This is a genomic window from Rhizobium sp. WCS2018Hpa-16, assembly GCF_031843705.1.
Classification (GTDB): Bacteria; Pseudomonadota; Alphaproteobacteria; order Rhizobiales; family Rhizobiaceae; genus Agrobacterium; species Agrobacterium tumefaciens_C.
The window spans coordinates 156,553-175,220 of sequence record NZ_JAVTIX010000002.1 but is presented as its reverse complement, the minus strand read 5'-3'; the positions used below and the strand labels follow the sequence as shown (position 1 = coordinate 175,220).

Genomic DNA, 18,668 nt, shown 5'->3' with positions numbered 1-18,668 from the left:
CTCATTGTTTCCCACGTTGATACCACATCGTACGTGGGCTGAGCGCAGAAGGCCAGCCTGTTCTTGAAAATCCCTATTCGCTGACCGCAGCCGTCTCCACCGCCTCGATATTGAAGGCAGCCGCCATCAGTGCGCGGGTGTAGTCTTGGGCTGGCGCCTCAAAGATGGTCTTGGCCGGGCCGCTCTCCACCACCTTGCCGTGGCGCATGACAATCATGTCGTTGGCAAGGGCTTTCACAACCTTCAGGTCGTGGCTGATGAAAAGATAGGCCAGATCGTGTTTCGCCTGCAGGTCACGCAACAGGTCCACCACCTGCGCCTGCACGCTCATGTCGAGCGCCGATGTCGGCTCGTCCAGCATCACGAAACGGGGTTTCAGCACCATGGCGCGGGCAATGGCGATGCGCTGCCTCTGGCCGCCGGAAAACTCATGCGGGAAGCGCCAGCGTGTTGCTGTATCCAGCCCCACCTCGTCCAAAGCCTGCGCCACGCGCCGGTCCCGCTCATCCGCAGACAGGGATTTCTCATGTACCCGCAGACCTTCGGCAATGATTTCGCCCACCGACATGCGTGGGCTGAGCGAGCCATAGGGGTCTTGAAACACCACCTGAAGCCGGTTTCTGAGTGGCTTCATCATCGAATAGGAATAGCCTTCGATGGACTGGCCGAGAAAGGAGATGCGACCCTTGGATGCAATCAGCCGTGATAGAGCCAGACCAAGCGTTGTCTTGCCCGAACCGGATTCTCCAACCACGCCCACCGTCTGCCCTGCCCGCAGGGTGATATCGATGCCATCCACCGCCTTGACGTGATCCACGACCCTGCGCATCAGGCCCGCCTTGATCGGGAACCAGACCTTGATGTCATCGCCCTGCATGACAACAGGCTTGCTGCTATCGGAATGCGGCGGCTCACCCTTTGGCTCCGCTGCCAGAAGATGGCGCGTATAGGCGTGCTGCGGATCATTAAAGACCTGCGCGACCGTGCCGGTTTCCACAATCTGACCCTTGGTCATGACGCAGACACGGTCTGCGAATTTTCGCACAATGCCGAGATCATGGGTGATGAACAGCATGGACATGCCATGCTGGTTCTTCAGATTGCCCAGAAGTTCGAGGATCTGGGCCTGCACGGTGACGTCGAGTGCTGTCGTCGGCTCATCGGCAATCAGCAGCTTCGGGCGGTTGGCGAGTGCCATGGCAATCATCACGCGCTGACGCTGGCCGCCGGAAAGCTCGTGCGGATAGGCCTTCAATCGCTTTTCCGGCTCACGAATACCGACCTGCAACAACAGTTCCAGAATGAGTTTACGCGCCTCGCCCCCCGATAGAGCCTGATGAAGCTCAAGGATCTCTCCGATCTGCCGCTCAATGCTGTGAAGCGGATTGAGCGAGGTCATCGGCTCCTGAAAGATCATAGTGATGTCGTTGCCGCGCACAGAGCGCAGCTCACGCATCGAGGCGTTCAGCAAATCCTTGCCTTCGAACAATATCTCGCCGGAGGGATGGCTTGCGGCGGGGTAAGGCAGCAGCTTCAGGATAGAGTTCGCGGTCACCGATTTGCCGGAACCCGACTCACCCACCAACGCCACGACTTCACCGGGCATGATATCGAACGACACGTTATCAACAGCCACGGTTTCCTTGCCGCCCTGATGGAAGGCGACGGAAAGGTCACGGACGGAAAGAAGCGGCGTTGTCATCTGGTCCGTCATGGCACTCATCGGAAGGTCTTTCGCGGATCGAAGGCATCACGCACGGCTTCGCCGACGAAAATCAGCAGGGACAGCATGATCGACATGGTGAAGAAGGCCGTGAGGCCCAGCCATGGAGCCTGAAGGTTGTTCTTGCCCTGCGCAATCAACTCGCCAAGCGATGGAGAGCCGGGCGGCATTCCAAAGCCCAGGAAATCGAGCGAGGTCAGGGTGGTGATCGATCCGGACAGGATAAACGGCAGGAAGGTCAGCGTTGCCACCATGGCATTGGGCAGAAGGTGGCGATACATGATGGTGCCATTGCCAACCCCCAAAGCGCGTGCGGCATTGACATATTCGAAGTTTCGGGCGCGCAGAAACTCGGCGCGCACGATGCCCACAAAACCGACCCATGAGAACAACAGCATGATGCCAAGCAGAATGAAGAAGCCGGGCGGTAGAATGGCGGCGATGATGAGCAGAATGTAAAGCACCGGCATGGATGACCAGATCTCGATGAAGCGCTGCATCAGAAGGTCCGTCCAGCCACCGAAATAGCCCTGCACGGCACCGGCGGTCACACCGACAATGGCAGAAGCGATGGTCAGCGCCAGCCCGAACAGCACCGAGATACGGAAGCCATAGATCACGCGGGCGGCCACATCGCGCGCCTGATTGTCCGTGCCCAGCCAGTTGAGATTGCCAAGCGTACAGCCGGGATCGGCTGCCCCTTGCGGATAGGCCGAGCAACGCTGCTGCTCATCCATCAGCCAGAAGGGCGGCGTCGGGGCCGAATGCGGAATATTGGAGTTGACGGTCTGGTAGGAATAGCGGATCGGCGGCCAGATCATCCAGCCATTGGCGTTGATCTCATCCTGAATAAAGGATGATTTGTAATCGGTCTGGGCCAGAAAGCCGCCAAATTTCTCCTCCGGGTAATCCACCATCACAGGCACCAGAATCTCGCCCTTGTAGGAGGCGATGATCGGCTTGTCATTGGCCAGAAACTCGGCAAACAGGCTCAATCCGAATATCAGCAGGAACAGCCAGAACGACCAGTAACCTCGACGGTTGGCCTTGAAATTCTGCCAGCGCCGCACGCTCGTCGGGGAGAAAAAGGGACGCTTCTGTGGTGCATCGGCTGGGGCGGGAGCAGCAATGGTCATCACACATCCCTCCGGTCAAAATCGATGCGCGGGTCGATCCAGGTGTAGATCATGTCGGATATCAGGCTAACCACCAGACCCATGAGCGAGAAGATGAACAGCGTTCCGAACACGATCGGATAATCCCGGTTGACGATGGACAGATAGCCCAATCGTCCCAAGCCATCGAGCGAGAAGATGTTCTCGATCAGAAGCGAGCCGGTGAAGAAGGCCGAGATGAAGGCGCCGGGGAAACCGGCGATCACGATCAGCATCGCATTGCGGAAGACATGACCGTACAGCACCTTGTTTTCCGACAGGCCCTTGGCGCGCGCCGTCACCACATATTGCTTCTTGATTTCATCGATGAAGGAGTTCTTGGTCAGAAGTGTCGTTGTCGCAAAGGCTGAGAGAACAAGCGCCGTCAGCGGCAGGGCTAAGTGCCAGAAATAGTCGATGATCTTCTGCCACCATGACAGTTCGGCGAAATTATCAGACGTCAATCCGCGCAACGGGAACCAGTCGAAGAACGAGCCGCCCGCAAACACCACGATCAGGAGAATGCCGAACAGGAAGCTCGGCACCGCATAGCCGACGATCACGATGCCCGATGTCCACACATCGAATGTTGAGCCATCGGAAACGGCTTTCTTGATGCCGAGCGGGATGGAGATGGCGTAGGAGATGATCAGGATCCAGAAACCGAGCGAGATGGAGACCGGCAGCTTGTCGATGATGAGGTCGATGACGGAGGAATTGCGGAAGAAGCTGTCGCCGAAATCAAAGCGGATGTAATTCCACATCATGTCGAGGAAGCGGGTCAGCGGCGGCTTGTCGAAACCGAACTGCTTTTCGAGCTTGGCGATCAGTTCCGGATCAAGCCCTTGCGCACCGCGATATTTCGATCCGCTTTCATCCAGACCGCCCTGCCCCATAAGGTCGCCGCCGCCAGACAGACGGTCGGAAGCGCTGTCTCCGGAGCCCGAAAGCTGGGCAACGACCTGCTCCACCGGTCCACCCGGCGCAAACTGGATGACGAGAAAGGAAATGCCCATGATGCCGATGATGGTCGGTATCATCAGGGCAAGACGCCGCAGAATATAGGCTCCCATCAGGCGCGTCCCGACATGGCACGAGGTCTTGATGTCATCGGCTTCGTCAAACCGTTTCCTTTCGGGCCTGCGGTCTCTACCGCAGGCAGCGTGATTCGTAATGGCTCATGTGAATCAAGGCTTGGCTTATAAAGCAAGGCCCGCATTATTTTGCCGCGGTCGCAGACCACCAGGCATCGGGAAAACCGATGCCGTACTCAGGGAGATTTTCCGGGCGAACAATCGTATTCCAGTAGGCCAGGTTCAACTCGCCCTTGTAGAATTGTGGAATAACATAGTGGTTGAACAGCAGAACCCGATCAAGCGCTCTGGCAGCCGCCACCTGTTCATCGCGATTGGGCGCGAAGATGACCTTTCGCACGAGCGCATCTACCGCCGGGTTTTTGATGCCGGCAAGATTGCTTGAGCCCTGGCGATCGGCAGCAGCCGATCCCCAAAAGTCTGCCTGCTCGTTTCCGGGGTTGGGTAAGGTCGCCCACAACTTGACAACGACATCATAATCGAAGCTGCGCTGACGGTTGGTAAATTGTGACGCATCGACTGTGCGGATCGTGGCATTGACCCCGATCTTTTTCAGGTTCTGGATAAAGGGGAGAATGGTGCGTTCCATGCCTGCGGAAGCGATCAAAAACTCGATATCGAGTTGCTGGCCGTTCTTGGCGTTGACCATGCGATTGCCTCGCAGCTCATAGCCCGCCTCTTTCATGAGCTTGACGGCCTCACGCAGATTATCGCGCTGTTTTGCCGGATCGCCGCCCACTGGATTGCGATATTCCTGCGTGAAGACTTCTGGCGGAACCTGATCCTTCAACTCCTGCAGGATTTCCAGTTCACGTCCAGCAGGAAGTCCTGATGATGCAAGCTCGCTTCCCATGAAGAAGCTGTTGATGCGCGTAAAGCTGCCATAGGCCAGCGTCTTGTTCAGATCCTCGAAATCAAACGCATAGTTCAGCGCCAAACGAAGCTTGGGGTTTTGGAACTTCTCGCGACGCTCATTGGGCACAAAGGCCTGCATGATGCCAACAGAACGGTAGATGTTGGGCAGCTGTTCTTTCTTGATGCGCCCATCCTTGACGGCGGGAATGTCATAGCCGGTGACCCAACGGCTGGATGATTGCTCCTGCCAGAAATCGATATTGCCAGATTTGAATGCCTGAAACTGCACTTCCTGATCGGCAAAAAACGAGTATGTGATGGTTTTGAAGTTGTTCTGACCTACATTGACGTTGAGGTCCTTGCCCCAGTAATCGTCCCGCAGTTCAAAGGAAATCGTGGAGCCCGGATTGAGGGCTGAAACCTTGTAAGGACCAGAGCCCATCACCGGCTCCAGCGTGCCGCGCGTTATGTCACGTGGCTTTCCATCGGGACCATTGCCCTCCCACCAATGCTTGGGCACGATCAGCAGTTGGCCGACGACCTGGGGTAGCTCGCGATTGCCCTTTTCATCAAAGAAAAAGGTGATATCGCGTTCGCCCGTCACCTCAGCCTTGGAAACATGCGCATAAATCGTTGCCATCCGGGGGCTCAGATCCTTGGCCTTCTCGAAGCTGAAGACGACATCCGCGGGCGTAACGGGCTTGCCATCGGCCCACGTGGCTTCTTTCCTCAGGCGAAACGTCGCCTTGGAAATGTCTTCGGGGAACGTCACGCCTTCGGCCAAAAGTCCATAGGAAGAAGACAGCTCTTCTTCTGCGGATTTGAACAGCGTTTCGAACACAGCGCCGACGCCGGTTGCAAGTTCACCTTTGGCCAAAAGAGGATTGAGCGTATCGAATGTTCCGGTGGCCGACATACGCAATGTGCCACTCTTGGGCGCATCAGGATTGACATAGTCGAAATGTTTGAAGCCCTTGGGATGTTTCAACTCGCCAACCGTCGAAATCCCGCTGCGCCAAATTTCGCCGTCCTGCGCTGCAGCGCACAGCGGCGCAGCCAAGGACGACAGGGCAGCCAGAGCCAACAAACCGGATTTCAACCTTGCCAATGCCATAGGGCGACAGTCCTTTTTACTTTTCATTGCTGCGCACAATAAGACAAACATTGGCAAAATATAGAGGGATTGCCTCACAAGCGGTTTATGGCTTCGAAATCCAGCAAACATGCTTTCACCAAATTCCCGTTCCAGCGTAATATTTCCAAGAGAATCATTTCAGGCATTGCAGGCGGCGGACGACATGGCAAAACATTCAAGGGGCGTGGGCAAGGCATCACTCCTGGCACTTACGGCGATGTCCATGATGGCAGTGGATGCAGTTTCCGCCTTTGCACAGGACGCACCCGCCAAGCAGGTTTTCGGCCATATGGCGCTGCCATCCGCCGGGCCCTCCGCCTCTTACGGCTCCTACGCCAAGGGTTGCCAGTCCGGGGCAGTCGCGCTTCCAACCGAGGGCCAAGGCTTTCAGGCCATGCGGCTTTCCCGCAACCGCCGCTGGGGCCAACCACAATTGGTCTCGTTCATCGAACGCTTCGCGCAGGACGCACAAAAGATCGGTTGGCCGGGCCTTTTGATCGGTGACATTTCCCAGCCGCGTGGCGGGCCGATGCTGACGGGTCATGCCTCACATCAGATCGGTCTTGATGTCGATATTTGGTGGCGGCAGATGCCAAACCAGATCATGAGCGCCGAACAGCGCGAGAGCACCCCCTTCATTTCCATGCTCGACAAAAGCAAATTCCTGACTGTGGATGATCGCAAATGGTCGCCGCTCAATGCCAAACTTGTCATGATGGCGGCAAGCTATCCACAGGTGGAACGCATCTTCGTCAACCCGGCCATCAAGCAGAAGCTGTGTCAGACATGGACGGGCGACCGCACATTCATGGGCAAGATCAGGCCGATCTACGGACATGATGAGCATTTCCACGTGCGTCTGGAATGCCCGCCGGGTGCGCCCAACTGCAAGCCGCAGGCGCCCGTGGGCGCGGGCGAAGGCTGCGATAAATCCTTGGCGTGGTGGTTCAGCAAGGAACCCTGGGCGGCCCCTAAGAAGGACCCCAACGCCAAGCCGCCAAAGCCGCCGCGCCCGATGATGGTCTCTGATCTGCCGAAAGCCTGCGCGGTCGTCGCCGCAGCCCCTGCGGCTGGCAGGGCAAGCAGTGCTCTCCAGAACGCACCCGCGCCCGCTTACGTTCAGCCGCAGTTGCAGGAGGCCGTTCCACAAGGTTTTGGCTCCGGTGGACCGGTGCCGCCCGCTGATGTCCCGCGTCCTTCATCTCGGCCCTCATCGAATTGAACCCTCCGGCTTTTCAAACGGTGCGAAGTTGCTGTAGAAGCTTCAAATCGATTTAAAGATGCCATCTGACCAAGGCTGGGGTGCAGACCAAATGACCGGGCAACGCTGTATCGCTTTGATCGCGCATGACGAAAAGAAGGATGACATGGCGGATTTTGCCCGTCAGCATCAGGATGCACTCTCGCAATTCAGAATTGTCGCCACGGGTACCACCGGCGGGCGCATACAGGATGCGTGTCCGGGATTGTCCGTGGTGCGGCTGAAGAGTGGCCCGCTGGGTGGCGATCAGCAGATTGGCGCGATGATCGCGACAGGCGATGTGGATATGCTGATCTTCTTCATCGACCCACTCTCTTCCCAACCCCATGACGTTGACGTAAAAGCTCTGACGCGGCTTGCGACCGTCTATGATATTCCGATGGCCCTCAACCGCGCCACGGCCGAACAGCTGACCGATTTTCATTCAAAACACTAAAATGCCGGCGACCCAGGAGCAGCGATGTCCACGCAGACCGACACACTTTCCTTTCCGATTCTCATCGGAGACATCGGCGGCACCAATGCGCGCTTCAGCATCGTACCGGATGCGACATCCGAGCCGACACAGCTGACCAGCGTCAAGACCGCCGATTTCAAGACGATTGACGAGGCCATCCGCAGCGCAGTGCTGGATCACACATCATTGCTGCCCGTCTCTGCAATCCTCGCCGTCGCGGGCCCCATCGAGACAGACGAAATACCGCTGACCAATTGTGACTGGGTTGTGAAGCCCAAGGAGGTGCTGGCCAATCTAGGCTTGAAAGATGTTATTGTTATCAATGATTTCGAAGCGCAGGCTTTGGCGATTGCGACTTTGGGCAGCGACGACAGGGAAACGATCGGGCCTCAGCGTCCGGATATGATCGCCTCTCGCGTCGTTCTGGGACCCGGCACTGGCCTGGGTGTCGCGGGGCTGGTCCACGCCCGTAACATGTGGTTTCCCGTCCCCGGTGAAGGCGGCCATGTGGATATCGGCCCACGCAGCGCACGTGACTATCAGGTGTTTCCGCATCTCGACACTATTGAAGGCCGTATTGCGGGTGAGCAGATCCTGTGTGGTCGCGGTCTCGTCAATCTTTATCGTGCTATCTGCCTTGCCGATGGCGTCACGCCCGTCTTTTCCGATCCTGCGGACGTCACTGCAAAGGGCCTCGGCGGCGAAGACCGCCAAGCGCAGGAAACGCTTTCGCTGTTCAGCACCTATCTTGGGCGCATCGCTGGCGATATGGCATTGATCTTCATGGCGCGTGGCGGGGTGTATCTGGCCGGCGGCATATCGCAGAAGATCATTCCCGCCTTGAGACTGCCGGCGTTCCGCGCAGCATTCGAAGACAAGGCACCGCACAAGGCGCTGATGCGCAGCATCCCCACCCATGTCGTCACCCATCCTCAGGCGGCGCTAGCGGGACTTTCGGCCTATGCCCGCACGCCCTCTGATTTTGGTCTGACACTGGACGGCAGGCGCTGGCAGGCCTGATAAAACGTCAGCACTGGTCAAAACCGGCTTGAGTGGCTATAGACGCCGATTGAATAGGCGGCGTGTCCGCTGCAACAGCTTAAGGTGGATGAACACTTGAAGACTGCCAAAAAACGGCAACTTGTTGATACCGATACGATCACATCAGTCCTGAAGCGCATTTTTGCCGAAAATGCCCGTGATCATATTCCGGGCTATGCATTTGCGATTTTCTGCCTGCTGACCGTTGCCGGCACGACAGCGTTCACCGCCTGGATCATGGATTCCATCATCAACGAGGCCTTCGTCAACCGACGGGCCGATTTGGTCTGGATCATCTGCGCATCCATTTTCGCAGCCTTCTTCATTCGCGGCATTGCGACATATGGCCAATCCGTGGCGCTGTCGAAAATCGGCAACAACATCGTCGCGCGCTATCAGAAGCGGCTATATGCCCACCTCATGACGTTGTCGGTTGGGTATCTCAGCGAATCCCGCTCCGCCCATCTGGCAGCACAGGTCAGCCAGAATATCGGTGGTATCAGGGATGTCATGAACATCACCGTCACAACGGTTGCCCGCGACCTTCTGACCTTCATTGCGCTCGTAATCGTGATGATCGTCAAAGACCCGGTTCTGTCCATCGTCATCGTCTTCATCGTTCCACCGCTCGTTCTTGGGCTTCGCTATATTTCCAAGCGTCTGCGACAGGTTACGCGTGATGCCGTTGTTCTCAACAGCCGCGTTTTGGGCGCCATGCAGGAAACGCTGCAAGGCATCGCCATCGTCAAAGCCTTCACCATGGAAAAGCAGCTGGAAGAGCGCGTCGACAAGGTGATCGACTCGGCGGAATGGCGCGCCAACCGCATTGCCCGGCTGACCGAAAAAAGCGCGCCCTTGACGGAAACGATTGCCGGTCTGGCCGTCTCAGGCGTTCTGGCCTATGCCGCCTACCGCGCCATTTACGATAACGTTCCCCCCGGCGCTTTCTTTGCCTTTGTGACGGCGCTTCTGCTGGCCTATGACCCGGCACGTCGTCTTGCCCGTGTGCAGATTTCGCTGGAACGTGCGGTCGTCAACGCCCAGATGATCTACGAAATTCTCGACATGGAGCCTGTCCAGAGACAGAAGCCAAACGCGCAGCCGTTGGCGGTCTCGGTCGCGACGGTGGAACTGCGGGATGTCGTATTTTCCTACAAGGAAGGCGGGCCGATCCTGAAAGGCGTCAGCTTTATTGCCGAAGGCGGCAAGACGACCGCTCTGGTGGGACCATCGGGTGCTGGCAAATCGACGATCATCAATCTTATTCCCCGGTTTTATGACCCAAGCAGCGGCTCGATCCTCGTCGATGGGCAGGATATTGCTGACGTAACGACCCATTCGGTGCGCCAGAACCTCGCTTATGTCTCGCAGCAACCTTACCTTTTCGAAGGAAGCATCCGCGACAACATTCGCTATGGACGGCCTGAAGCGACCGATGCCGAGATCGAAGAGGCGGCAAGGCTTGCCTATGCGCATGACTTCATTCTGGCGCAGCCGCAGGGCTATGACACACCCATTGGCGAAAACGGCATGTCGCTATCCGGTGGCCAGCGTCAGCGTCTGTCGATTGCGCGTGCTCTGGTGCGTAACGCCCCTATCCTTCTTCTGGATGAGGCCACGTCCGCGCTCGATACCGAGTCGGAGGCCGTTGTCCAGAAGGCCCTCGACACAGCAATGTCCGGTCGCACGGTCATTGTCATTGCCCACCGCCTTTCGACCGTAGTCAAGGCTGACAAGATCGTCGTGATGAACGAAGGCCTTGTCGTGGAAGAGGGCGATCATGAGACGCTTGCGCGTCGGGAAGATGGTCTTTACGCACGTCTCAACAATCTTCAGGCGACGGGCGTTCGCGCCCTTTGAACCAACGGTAGGACCCGATGAGCGACAATGTCATGAAACTGGTGGTCGTTGGCGCGGCCGGGCGCATGGGCCAGACCCTTATAAGGGTGATCCATGAAACTCCGGGCGTCGAACTTCACGCAGCCGTCGAGCGTGAAAGCTCGCCCTTCATTGGGCGCGACGCGGGCGAACTGTCCGGGCTAGGTCCTATCGGTATTCCAGTCACAAGCGATGCGCTTGCGGCTTTCGTCCATGCGGATGGTGTGATCGATTTCACGTCTCCAAAGAGCAGCGTAGAATTTGCAACGCTCAGCGCACAGGCACGCATTGTCCACGTTATCGGAACGACAGGCTGCTCAAATGAGGACGAGGCACGTTTCGAGGCCGCCGCTCGTCATGCGAGAGTGGTCAAATCAGGCAATATGAGCCTTGGCGTCAATCTGCTCGGTGTCTTGACCAAGCAGGCTGCACGGGCGCTCGATGGCAAAAACTGGGATATCGAAATCCTGGAAATGCACCACAAGCATAAGGTCGATGCTCCCTCCGGCACAGCCCTCCTTTTGGGAGAGGCGGCAGCGCAAGGCCGTGATATCGACCTCTCGACCAACTCGGTGCGCGTTCGTGACGGCCATACCGGCGCTCGCGAGACCGGCACAATCGGTTTTGCAACATTGCGCGGCGGTTCTGTCGTCGGTGACCATTCCGTTATTTTTGCAGGCGAAGGTGAGCAGGTTACGCTCGTCCACCACGCCGCCGACCGGTCCATTTTCGCACGCGGCGCTGTTTCCGCTGCCCTTTGGGCCAGGGATCAAAAGCCCGGCCTTTACTCCATGCTGGACGTTCTCGGTCTGGCTGACGCCACATAATCAACCCCTGGGAGAGCAATCGATATGAGCGGAACACTCGTCCTCGTTCGTCACGGCCAAAGTGACTGGAACCTGAAAAACCTGTTTACCGGCTGGCGCGACCCGGACCTGACGGAGCTCGGCGTTCAGGAAGCCAATGCCGGCGGCAAGGCGCTTGCAGATTACGGCATCAAATTCGACGTTGCCTATACATCGTCGCTGATCCGCGCCCAGAGAACCTGCCAGATGGTGCTCGACAATGTCGGTCAGTCCGGCCTCGAAACCATTCGCGATGAAGCGCTGAACGAGCGTGATTACGGCGATCTTTCCGGTTTGAACAAGGATGATGCCCGCGAAAAATGGGGCGAAGATCAGGTTCACATCTGGCGCCGGTCCTACGACATTCCACCTCCAGGCGGCGAAAGCCTGCGCGACACGGGCGCTCGCGTTTGGCCTTATTACCTGACCGAGATTTTGCCCCGCGTTTTGAGAGGTGAAACCGTTCTGGTAGCAGCTCACGGAAACTCTCTGCGTTCGTTGGTGATGGTGCTGGACAAGTTGAGCAAGGAAGAGATCCTGAAGCTCAATCTCGCGACAGGCGTGCCGATGGTTTACAAGTTGAATGCAGATTCAACAGTTGCTTCGAAAGAAGTTCTCGGCGACATGTCGGCAGCGCACTAGCCATTCCAATAAAAAAGCGCTGGACCTTCAAGGTTCCAGCGCTTTTAACGATCCAAATAATTTTTGCGATCCATGAGCTTAGAGACCGCGACGTTCACCAAACCAATAAGCACACGCGACGCTTGACGTGGCAAATACAGCGAAGAAAAGCGCAATAATAACTTCGATTTCCATTAGCCTTTACTCCCTCGGTTGGTGATGACTGTGCAGATATAACGTGCAAAGCTTGAAGAAGTTTCATCGCTGTTGCATGTATGCTGGTAACGGTTGCGTTTCCTCGCTATTTCGACCCCAGCAAACGTCTTGGCAGGTGGAAAATTCCGGTAGCCCATCATCATTCCGTCACGCGAAAGGGTTAGTTGGCCCTTGCGGCCTTGCATGGCAAGGGCGTATGACCTCAACAGTTCCGTCACTGCGGATAGCTGAAAGTGCGATTGAGTGCGCTACGCGATCTATTTTACCCCCGCCGAAAACGATGCGCTAAGCCGCAAAGCCTCCCGCTGGCTCGGGCGTGATGCCTTTACCGACACCATCCATAACGACCACAGCGACTATGCCGAAATAACCGCAGAGCCGCGACGCTATGGATTTCACGCGACGCTGAAAGCGCCGTTTACCCTTGCTGATGATCGCAACGAGGATGAGCTTCTCGCAGCTCTGGAGAGTTTTGTCCGCAGCCGTCATGCCTTCGATATCCCAAGGGTCATCATCGGCAATCTCGGGCCATTCTTCGCAATCGTGCCAGACGAAACGCACCAGCCGCTCCAGAATTTTGCGGCTGACGTGGTAACGCATTTCGAGTCCTTCCGCGCCCCCCTCTCCGACGCTGATATCGCAAGGCGCAGGCCGCAGGATCTGAGCGAGAGCCAGAGGCGCAATCTGGTGGATTGGGGCTATCCGCATGTCATGGACGATTTCCGCTTCCACATGACACTGACAGGACCCGTGGACGTATCGAACCGTGCGCATATGTCTGAGGTTCTCAACGCCGAATTTTCCGATTTCACCAATCGTTTGCTGCCTATATCGGGCCTTGGCCTGTTTGTTGAACCGGCACGCGGCCAACCGTTCCGCGTTCACACATGGTTGCCGCTTTTGAACGCTAATGAACACCAGAATTCCGTCCAGAAAGAAGTATTCCCATGACCGAGCAGGTTTTCAGCAATGCACGCATCGTGCTCGATAACGAGATTATTGAAGGCTCCGTGCTGGTCAAAGACGGGCTGATTTCCGATATCAGCGCTGGGTCATCCCATCTTGGTGAGAATTTCGAAGGTGATTACCTCATTGCCGGGCTTGTGGAACTACACACCGACCATCTGGAGCAGCACTATTCGCCGCGTCCGGGTGTGACGTGGAACAAGACGGCGGCTATTCAGGCCCATGACGCGCAGGTCGCATCATCCGGCATCACCACCGTATTCGATTGCCTTCGCCTGGGTTCCGACGAGGATGGCGGCTTTGCACGCGGCGAGATGCGCGAGATGGCCGATGCCATCGAAAAGGCGCAGAGCGAGAACCGCCTGCGCGCCGACCATCTTCTGCACCTTCGCTGCGAGGTCGCCTCATCAGACGTTCTTGAGCATTTCGAAGACTTCGAAAACGACCCTCAGGTGAAGCTGATTTCGCTCATGGACCACTCTCCGGGCCAGCGCCAGTTCCAGACCATGGACCAGTATATCGTCTTTTATCAGAAGAAGCGTGGCCTCAGCGATGAGGTCTTCAAGGCCTTCATAGATCGTCGCGTCGCGGCATCGGCGAAATATTCCAGCAAACATCGCGACTATCTCTCTGAGCAATGCCTCAAGCGCGGCATCACCATTGCCAGCCATGATGATGCAACACATGCCCATGTCGATGAGGCGATCAGCCACGGCGTGAAGCTTGCCGAGTTTCCGACCAGTGTCGAAGCGGCCAAGGCATCGCATGGGGCAGGCATGAGCGTGCTGATGGGCGCACCCAACATTGTGCGCGGCAAATCCCATTCCGGCAATATTGCCGCTCGCGATCTGGCCGAACTCGACGTTCTCGACGTTCTGTCGTCTGACTATGTGCCCTTCAGCCTTCTCTATGCGCCGTTCCTTCTCGCCGATCAGGTGGATGGCATGACGCTTCCGAAGGCGCTTTCGATGGTGACGGCAACGCCTGCCTGCACGGTTGGGCTATCAGATCGCGGCCGCATTGCCACCGGTCTGCGCGCCGATATCATCCGCGTTCATCGCGACGAAGATGTGCCGGTTGTGAGAGGCGTGTGGCGGCAAGGCAGGCGCGTTGCATGAGCAATATTTCCAAGCGCCCCGGCGTCATGATTGTCGTGGTCGGACCGAGCGGTGCGGGAAAAGACACGCTGATGGACTTCGCCGCGCGCCGTTTCGAAACGCATGATGGCATCCATTTCGCCCGCCGCGTCATTACCCGAAGCCATGATGCGGGTGGGGAAAACCATGATGCTGTCAGCGAGGCCGAATTTGCGCGCCGGTTGGCTTCAAGAGAGTTTTGCGTATCCTGGCAGGCGCATGGCCTGAGCTACGGCATACCGGCCTCGGTAAACGACAGGCTTGCGCGGGGCGAAACCGTTATTGCCAACGGTTCCCGCTCCGCCCTTGGTCAGTTCAAATCCGTTTTCGCCACTATGAAGGTGGTGAATGTCGTGGCACGGCTGGATGTTCTGGCCGCGCGGCTCGAAAGCCGGGGCCGCGAGAGCCGGGAAGAGATTCTTCTTCGGCTCCAGCGCAGTTCGCTCGATGTCTGCGGTGACTTCGACGTCACGACAATCGACAATAGCGGCGCGCTGGAGACATCAGGCGCGGCTTTCGCCGCGCTGCTGAATGAGCACATCCGCTCCGGCCAATAATCAGAGCGCCCGGATCTGGGTCATCATATCATCGTCAATGACGATGCCCTGCTCCAGCGACTGTCTGCGAAGGCCCTGGCTGCGGCGGCCCGGCAGCCGGACATTGTCCTGCCCCTCGATCTCGGCAGCCATCATGGCCAGCCGGTGGGCGAAGATATAGTCGCCCGCAATGGCCGGGTCGATGGCGATGATGGTGTGACCCAGCGAAGGTGCTGTGCCGGTGTCGTCGAGCAAGGATGATGCTTCAAAACCGAAGTTGCCACCCGTCAGTCCTGCGGCCATCACCTCCACCATCAGCGCAAGTGCCGCACCCTTGGCATCTCCCGCAGGCACCATCGTTCCTTTGATCGCTTCATCGGCGTCAGTGGTCGGGCGTCCGTTGGCATCCAGCGCCCAATCATCGGGAATGCTCTCACCCTTCTGACGCGCAGCCATGATCTTGCCGCGCGCGACCTTGGACAGAGCGAGGTCGATAACCAGCGGATCGGCACCCTCGATCGGGGCTGCAAACGCTATTGGGTTGGTTCCATAAAGCGGCTTGATGCCACCCCAGGGGGCCATGGAGGCCGGTGCATTGGCGACCATGAAAGCGACAAGGCCCAATTCTGCGAAGCGCTCTACCGTTAGCGCCATGACGCCCGCATGGTGCGACCGGCCAATCACCGCAAGCGCAATCCCCTGCGCCTTGGTAATCGCCGGAAGGCGCTCGACGGCGGCGTCGATAGCCGGGTAAGCATAGCCGTGAGCTGCATCCACTGACAGAACGGCGGGACGAAGCAGCGTCACAACGGGTTCGGCTTTTCCATCGACCTTGCCGACATGCAACTGGCTGATATAGGCCGGAAGCCTGCGGATACCGTGCCCACCCTGCCCTGCGGCCTCTGCTGCAATGAGGGCGCGGGCAACAGATCGCGCATTTTGGGGCAGAACGCCGTTTTTCTCGAATATGGAAGAGACCAGCTCTTCCGCCTGCTCAATGCTGAATTTCATGACTATGACTGTTTCCCGATGAAGAAACAGGCATAACCCATTCCTGCTTCAGAAAGCCATATGGCAACAGCGAAAACAGGTGGACCCGCTCTGGGCGGGTCTCACTGGATTTCGATTCTTACCTGGAATGCAGTTTGAGAGCCCGGCGGCGGCTCGGGTACGGTGATACCCTCGATAGAACCAGCAATCTTCCTGTCCACGGTCGTATCTCCTGTGGAGCCTAGAACGCGAACGCCACCGATGGAGCCACCACCGCTCACGTTAAAAGCGACGGTGACGGCCATTCCTTTGGAGCCTTCACGCGATACGCGACGTGAGACGGCGGAACGGACCCTTGAGTTCCACTTTGCGGGCGAAACAGAAGACGAGAAGAAACCTGCGCTGGTTTTGGCCGCTGCGGTGCGGTCCGACTTTGTCGTTTCGACCCTGGCGGCCGTCTTCTCGGCGGATGCGGGAGGTGCAGGGGTTGACTTGCGTTCAACCTTTTTCTTTTCGACCTCTTCCTTCTTTTTCTCGGCAACAGGCGGCGGTGGCGGGCGCAACACCGGCAGCGGCACTTCGACGTTTTCGAGCGCCGCCATCTGCTGTTCCTGTATCGGGTCGATCTCTTCTACCGGCTCTGGCGGTTCTTCCGGCAAGGGTTCGACCACCTCCTGCGGAGGTTCCGGCATTGGCTCAGGCTCAGGCGGCGTTTCCTGAACGATTGGCTCTGGCATGGGCTGTGGCATTTCGGGAGGAGGCACATCCTCTAACGGCTCGGAAACTATACTTTTGACGTCCTGAACGTCCTCCACATCATTGGTTTCAACCGTTTCTTCCGTCTGCACGGCTTCCGGAAGCGCAGCAAGTTCAATCATGATGGCCGCTGGCGGGCCGCCATCGACTTCCTGCTCGACCGGTTCCTGCATCAGGTAGTAGGCACCGCCCGCATGGACGGAAAGCGTCAACAGACCGGCAACCGCCCAGAGGGCAACTTCTCCCAGCCGGGAGCGTCCGGGAATGGGGAAGGAGCCGTCACTCATGGCGTGGCTCCACCGGGCGCAGGCGCAGGTCCGGCTGCGGGCGGGCTTGCAGCCGCCGCGCCCTCTAGGCCCACAAGCGCGATCTTGAGATAGCCGCTGTCACGCAGCATGTTGATGACCTCCATGAAGTGGCCGTAGTCGACCGCCTTGTCGGCACGCAGGAAAATACGAGTGTCTTTCTTGCCGCCTGTGCGCGCATCAAGGCTCGCAGCCAGCGCATCCTTTGAGACAGCGTCATTGCCAAGATTGAGCGAGAGGTCATCCTTGACCGTGAGGTAGAGCGGCTCTTCGGGACGCTCCGCGGGTTTTGCGCTGGATGCGGGCAGATCGACATTCACATCGACAGTTGCCAGAGGTGCCGCCACCATGAAGATGATCAGCAGAACCAGCATCACGTCGATGAAGGGCGTGACGTTAATCTCGTGGTTCTCGGAGAGTTCGTCTCCACCGCCTTCCCGAATACCGCCAGCCATGATCAGCGCCCCACGAGCGAGACGGCAGGCCGCGCAGAGCTGCCTGGCGGAATGCGGCGGAAATCAAGATCGCGGCTGACGAGGCGTTCGACACCGGCAGCGACATCGGCCAGCAAGTGGCGATAGCCGGTGATGGAACGGGCAAAGACGTTATAGATCACCACTGCCGGAATGGCGGCAACCAGACCGATGGCGGTTGCCAGAAGGGCTTCGGCAATACCGGGTGCCACGACGGCGAGATTGGTCGTCTGCGATTCCGAGATGCTGATGAACGAATTCATGATGCCCCAGACCGTTCCGAACAGGCCGACAAAAGGTGAAACCGAACCGATGGTCGCCAGAACGCCCGTTCCGCGTGACATGCGGCGTCCTGCATGGGTTTCGATGCGACCGAGAACGGAAGAGACGCGCTCCTTGATGCCACCGCCATCCGTGTGCTCCACAACAGCGTCGGAAAGCTGCATTTCATGGGTCGCCATGCGCAGCATGAGCGCGCCTGGACCACCCTTTTTCTCCAGCGCATCAGTGGCTTCTGCGAGCGTCCGCGACTTGTGAACGATCTTGAGCGTGGACTTGGCGCGAATGCTTGCACCGGCAAGCTCGATGGTCTTTGCAATCCAGACGGTCCATGTCATCAGCGATGCGATGGCTAGCCCGATCATCACACTCTTGACCACCCAGTCGGCGGCCATGAACATGCCCCATGGGGACAGGTTGTGCGGAATATCCGTGCGTGCATCAGCTGTGCCGGTGGCCGGAGCCTCAGCTGCGGCAGGCGCTTGCGGATCGGCGAGCGTCGGCTGAAGCGGCGCATCATTTGCGGCTGCAGGTGCCGCCTGCGGCTGTGGCTGCGCGGGCGTGGCGTCCGACTGGGTAGGCGCAGCAGGTGCCGGGGTGGGCTCTACTGGTGCGGGATTGACCTGTGTTTGCGTCGATGGCGCCGCGTCCTGCACAACAGGCGCAGGCGCTGTTGACGGTGGCGCGGGTGGCGTCTGGGCCAGGGCTGAACCGGCGCAAAGACCGGCAGCCAGAGATAGCGTGATGACAGCAGACCTGCACCGTTTTTTCGACAAAGCAGTGGAGTTTGACAAAAAGGTCATTCTATCAGGTGCCATCATCATAATCCCGGATCTCGTAAAAGCGAAGATTTGAAAGCCACAACCTGCATGTCTCGAAAAATCTCGGATGCAATCGTGTCTGCTTGCCTCGCTAACAAAGTTGACTGGGAAAGACAACTAATAGAT

17 protein-coding genes are annotated in these 18,668 nt (G+C 57.9%); 9 read left to right on the top strand and 8 right to left on the bottom strand.

Annotation, left to right across the window (positions count from 1 at the left end; genetic code table 11):
- Positions 1 to 73: 73 nt before the first annotated feature.
- From RQI55_RS06970 to RQI55_RS06955, 4 genes are all read right to left on the bottom strand, one after another.
- Positions 74 to 1,723 (bottom strand): ABC transporter ATP-binding protein, encoded by a 1,650-nt coding sequence (locus tag RQI55_RS06970; RefSeq protein ID WP_243256823.1) that lies wholly within the window; start codon positions 1,721 to 1,723, stop codon positions 74 to 76.
- Positions 1,720 to 2,862, bottom strand: coding sequence for an ABC transporter permease (locus RQI55_RS06965; protein ID WP_409233700.1), 1,143 nt, complete (start codon positions 2,860 to 2,862; stop codon positions 1,720 to 1,722). The genes RQI55_RS06970 and RQI55_RS06965 overlap by 4 nt, the downstream gene beginning before the upstream one ends.
- Positions 2,859 to 3,950 (bottom strand): microcin C ABC transporter permease YejB, encoded by a 1,092-nt coding sequence (locus tag RQI55_RS06960; protein WP_042616254.1) that lies wholly within the window; start codon positions 3,948 to 3,950, stop codon positions 2,859 to 2,861. The genes RQI55_RS06965 and RQI55_RS06960 overlap by 4 nt, the downstream gene beginning before the upstream one ends.
- Positions 3,951 to 4,095: 145 nt before the next feature.
- Positions 4,096 to 5,940: an extracellular solute-binding protein gene (locus RQI55_RS06955; protein WP_243256825.1), complete on the bottom strand. Its 1,845-nt coding sequence runs from the start codon at positions 5,938 to 5,940 to the stop codon at positions 4,096 to 4,098.
- Between the two features lie 184 nt (positions 5,941 to 6,124).
- On the opposite strand from RQI55_RS06955, the gene mepA reads away from it, so the two are divergent.
- From mepA to phnN, 9 genes are all read left to right on the top strand, one after another.
- The gene (gene mepA, locus RQI55_RS06950) at positions 6,125 to 7,183 is read left to right on the top strand and encodes a penicillin-insensitive murein endopeptidase (protein WP_311272438.1); all 1,059 of its coding nucleotides are present in this window, start codon (positions 6,125 to 6,127) and stop codon (positions 7,181 to 7,183) included.
- A gap of 91 nt (positions 7,184 to 7,274) precedes the next feature.
- Positions 7,275 to 7,658: a methylglyoxal synthase gene (locus RQI55_RS06945; RefSeq protein ID WP_042616398.1), complete on the top strand. Its 384-nt coding sequence runs from the start codon at positions 7,275 to 7,277 to the stop codon at positions 7,656 to 7,658.
- 24 nt (positions 7,659 to 7,682) lie between these two features.
- On the top strand, positions 7,683 to 8,699 hold the full coding sequence (locus tag RQI55_RS06940) for a glucokinase (protein ID WP_243256827.1): 1,017 nt from the start codon (positions 7,683 to 7,685) through the stop codon (positions 8,697 to 8,699).
- Between the two features lie 96 nt (positions 8,700 to 8,795).
- Positions 8,796 to 10,580, top strand: a complete 1,785-nt coding sequence (locus tag RQI55_RS06935; protein WP_042616397.1) for an ABC transporter ATP-binding protein — start codon at positions 8,796 to 8,798, stop codon at positions 10,578 to 10,580.
- 17 nt (positions 10,581 to 10,597) lie between these two features.
- The gene (gene dapB, locus RQI55_RS06930) at positions 10,598 to 11,425 is read left to right on the top strand and encodes a 4-hydroxy-tetrahydrodipicolinate reductase (RefSeq protein ID WP_243256828.1); all 828 of its coding nucleotides are present in this window, start codon (positions 10,598 to 10,600) and stop codon (positions 11,423 to 11,425) included.
- Between the two features lie 24 nt (positions 11,426 to 11,449).
- Positions 11,450 to 12,085 carry a 2,3-bisphosphoglycerate-dependent phosphoglycerate mutase gene (locus RQI55_RS06925; protein WP_243256829.1) on the top strand — a complete coding sequence of 212 codons (636 nt, stop codon included), beginning with the start codon at positions 11,450 to 11,452 and terminating at the stop codon, positions 12,083 to 12,085.
- A 438-nt stretch (positions 12,086 to 12,523) separates the two neighbouring features.
- On the top strand, positions 12,524 to 13,231 hold the full coding sequence (locus tag RQI55_RS06920; protein WP_243256830.1) for a DUF1045 domain-containing protein: 708 nt from the start codon (positions 12,524 to 12,526) through the stop codon (positions 13,229 to 13,231).
- On the top strand, positions 13,228 to 14,364 hold the full coding sequence (locus tag RQI55_RS06915) for an alpha-D-ribose 1-methylphosphonate 5-triphosphate diphosphatase (RefSeq protein WP_243256831.1): 1,137 nt from the start codon (positions 13,228 to 13,230) through the stop codon (positions 14,362 to 14,364). Before RQI55_RS06920 ends, RQI55_RS06915 begins: the two co-directional genes overlap by 4 nt.
- Positions 14,361 to 14,939 carry a phosphonate metabolism protein/1,5-bisphosphokinase (PRPP-forming) PhnN gene (gene phnN / locus RQI55_RS06910; protein WP_243256832.1) on the top strand — a complete coding sequence of 193 codons (579 nt, stop codon included), beginning with the start codon at positions 14,361 to 14,363 and terminating at the stop codon, positions 14,937 to 14,939. Before RQI55_RS06915 ends, phnN begins: the two co-directional genes overlap by 4 nt.
- Here the strand turns inward: phnN and RQI55_RS06905 are convergent, their stop codons facing one another.
- The 4 genes from RQI55_RS06905 to exbB all read right to left on the bottom strand — a co-directional run bounded on the left by RQI55_RS06905 (position 14,940) and on the right by exbB (position 18,524).
- The gene (locus RQI55_RS06905) at positions 14,940 to 15,929 is read right to left on the bottom strand and encodes an Ldh family oxidoreductase (protein WP_243256833.1); all 990 of its coding nucleotides are present in this window, start codon (positions 15,927 to 15,929) and stop codon (positions 14,940 to 14,942) included. It lies immediately after the preceding gene.
- 101 nt (positions 15,930 to 16,030) lie between these two features.
- Positions 16,031 to 16,951, bottom strand: a complete 921-nt coding sequence (locus RQI55_RS06900; protein ID WP_243256834.1) for a TonB family protein — start codon at positions 16,949 to 16,951, stop codon at positions 16,031 to 16,033.
- The gene (gene exbD / locus RQI55_RS06895) at positions 16,948 to 17,424 is read right to left on the bottom strand and encodes a TonB system transport protein ExbD (RefSeq protein WP_243256835.1); all 477 of its coding nucleotides are present in this window, start codon (positions 17,422 to 17,424) and stop codon (positions 16,948 to 16,950) included. The genes RQI55_RS06900 and exbD overlap by 4 nt, the downstream gene beginning before the upstream one ends.
- A gap of 2 nt (positions 17,425 to 17,426) precedes the next feature.
- Positions 17,427 to 18,524 carry a tonB-system energizer ExbB gene (exbB, locus tag RQI55_RS06890; protein ID WP_243256836.1) on the bottom strand — a complete coding sequence of 366 codons (1,098 nt, stop codon included), beginning with the start codon at positions 18,522 to 18,524 and terminating at the stop codon, positions 17,427 to 17,429.
- Between the last annotated feature and the right edge of the window lie 144 nt (positions 18,525 to 18,668).

Bases quoted from the DNA above. Each gene is read 5' to 3' on its own strand.
- RQI55_RS06905 (WP_243256833.1), bottom strand. From the start codon at position 15,929: ATGAAATTCAGCATTGAGCAGGCGGAAGAGCTGGTCTCTTCCATATTC.
- RQI55_RS06940 (WP_243256827.1), top strand. From the start codon at position 7,683: ATGTCCACGCAGACCGACACACTTTCCTTTCCGATTCTCATCGGAGAC.
- RQI55_RS06915 (WP_243256831.1), top strand. From the start codon at position 13,228: ATGACCGAGCAGGTTTTCAGCAATGCACGCATCGTGCTCGATAACGAG.
- mepA (WP_311272438.1), top strand. From the start codon at position 6,125: ATGGCAAAACATTCAAGGGGCGTGGGCAAGGCATCACTCCTGGCACTT.
- RQI55_RS06970 (WP_243256823.1), bottom strand. From the start codon at position 1,723: ATGAGTGCCATGACGGACCAGATGACAACGCCGCTTCTTTCCGTCCGT.
- RQI55_RS06925 (WP_243256829.1), top strand. From the start codon at position 11,450: ATGAGCGGAACACTCGTCCTCGTTCGTCACGGCCAAAGTGACTGGAAC.
- RQI55_RS06945 (WP_042616398.1), top strand. From the start codon at position 7,275: ATGACCGGGCAACGCTGTATCGCTTTGATCGCGCATGACGAAAAGAAG.
- exbB (WP_243256836.1), bottom strand. From the start codon at position 18,524: ATGACCTTTTTGTCAAACTCCACTGCTTTGTCGAAAAAACGGTGCAGG.
- phnN (WP_243256832.1), top strand. From the start codon at position 14,361: ATGAGCAATATTTCCAAGCGCCCCGGCGTCATGATTGTCGTGGTCGGA.
- dapB (WP_243256828.1), top strand. From the start codon at position 10,598: ATGAGCGACAATGTCATGAAACTGGTGGTCGTTGGCGCGGCCGGGCGC.
- RQI55_RS06955 (WP_243256825.1), bottom strand. From the start codon at position 5,940: ATGGCATTGGCAAGGTTGAAATCCGGTTTGTTGGCTCTGGCTGCCCTG.
- RQI55_RS06900 (WP_243256834.1), bottom strand. From the start codon at position 16,951: ATGAGTGACGGCTCCTTCCCCATTCCCGGACGCTCCCGGCTGGGAGAA.
- exbD (WP_243256835.1), bottom strand. From the start codon at position 17,424: ATGGCTGGCGGTATTCGGGAAGGCGGTGGAGACGAACTCTCCGAGAAC.
- RQI55_RS06960 (WP_042616254.1), bottom strand. From the start codon at position 3,950: ATGGGAGCCTATATTCTGCGGCGTCTTGCCCTGATGATACCGACCATC.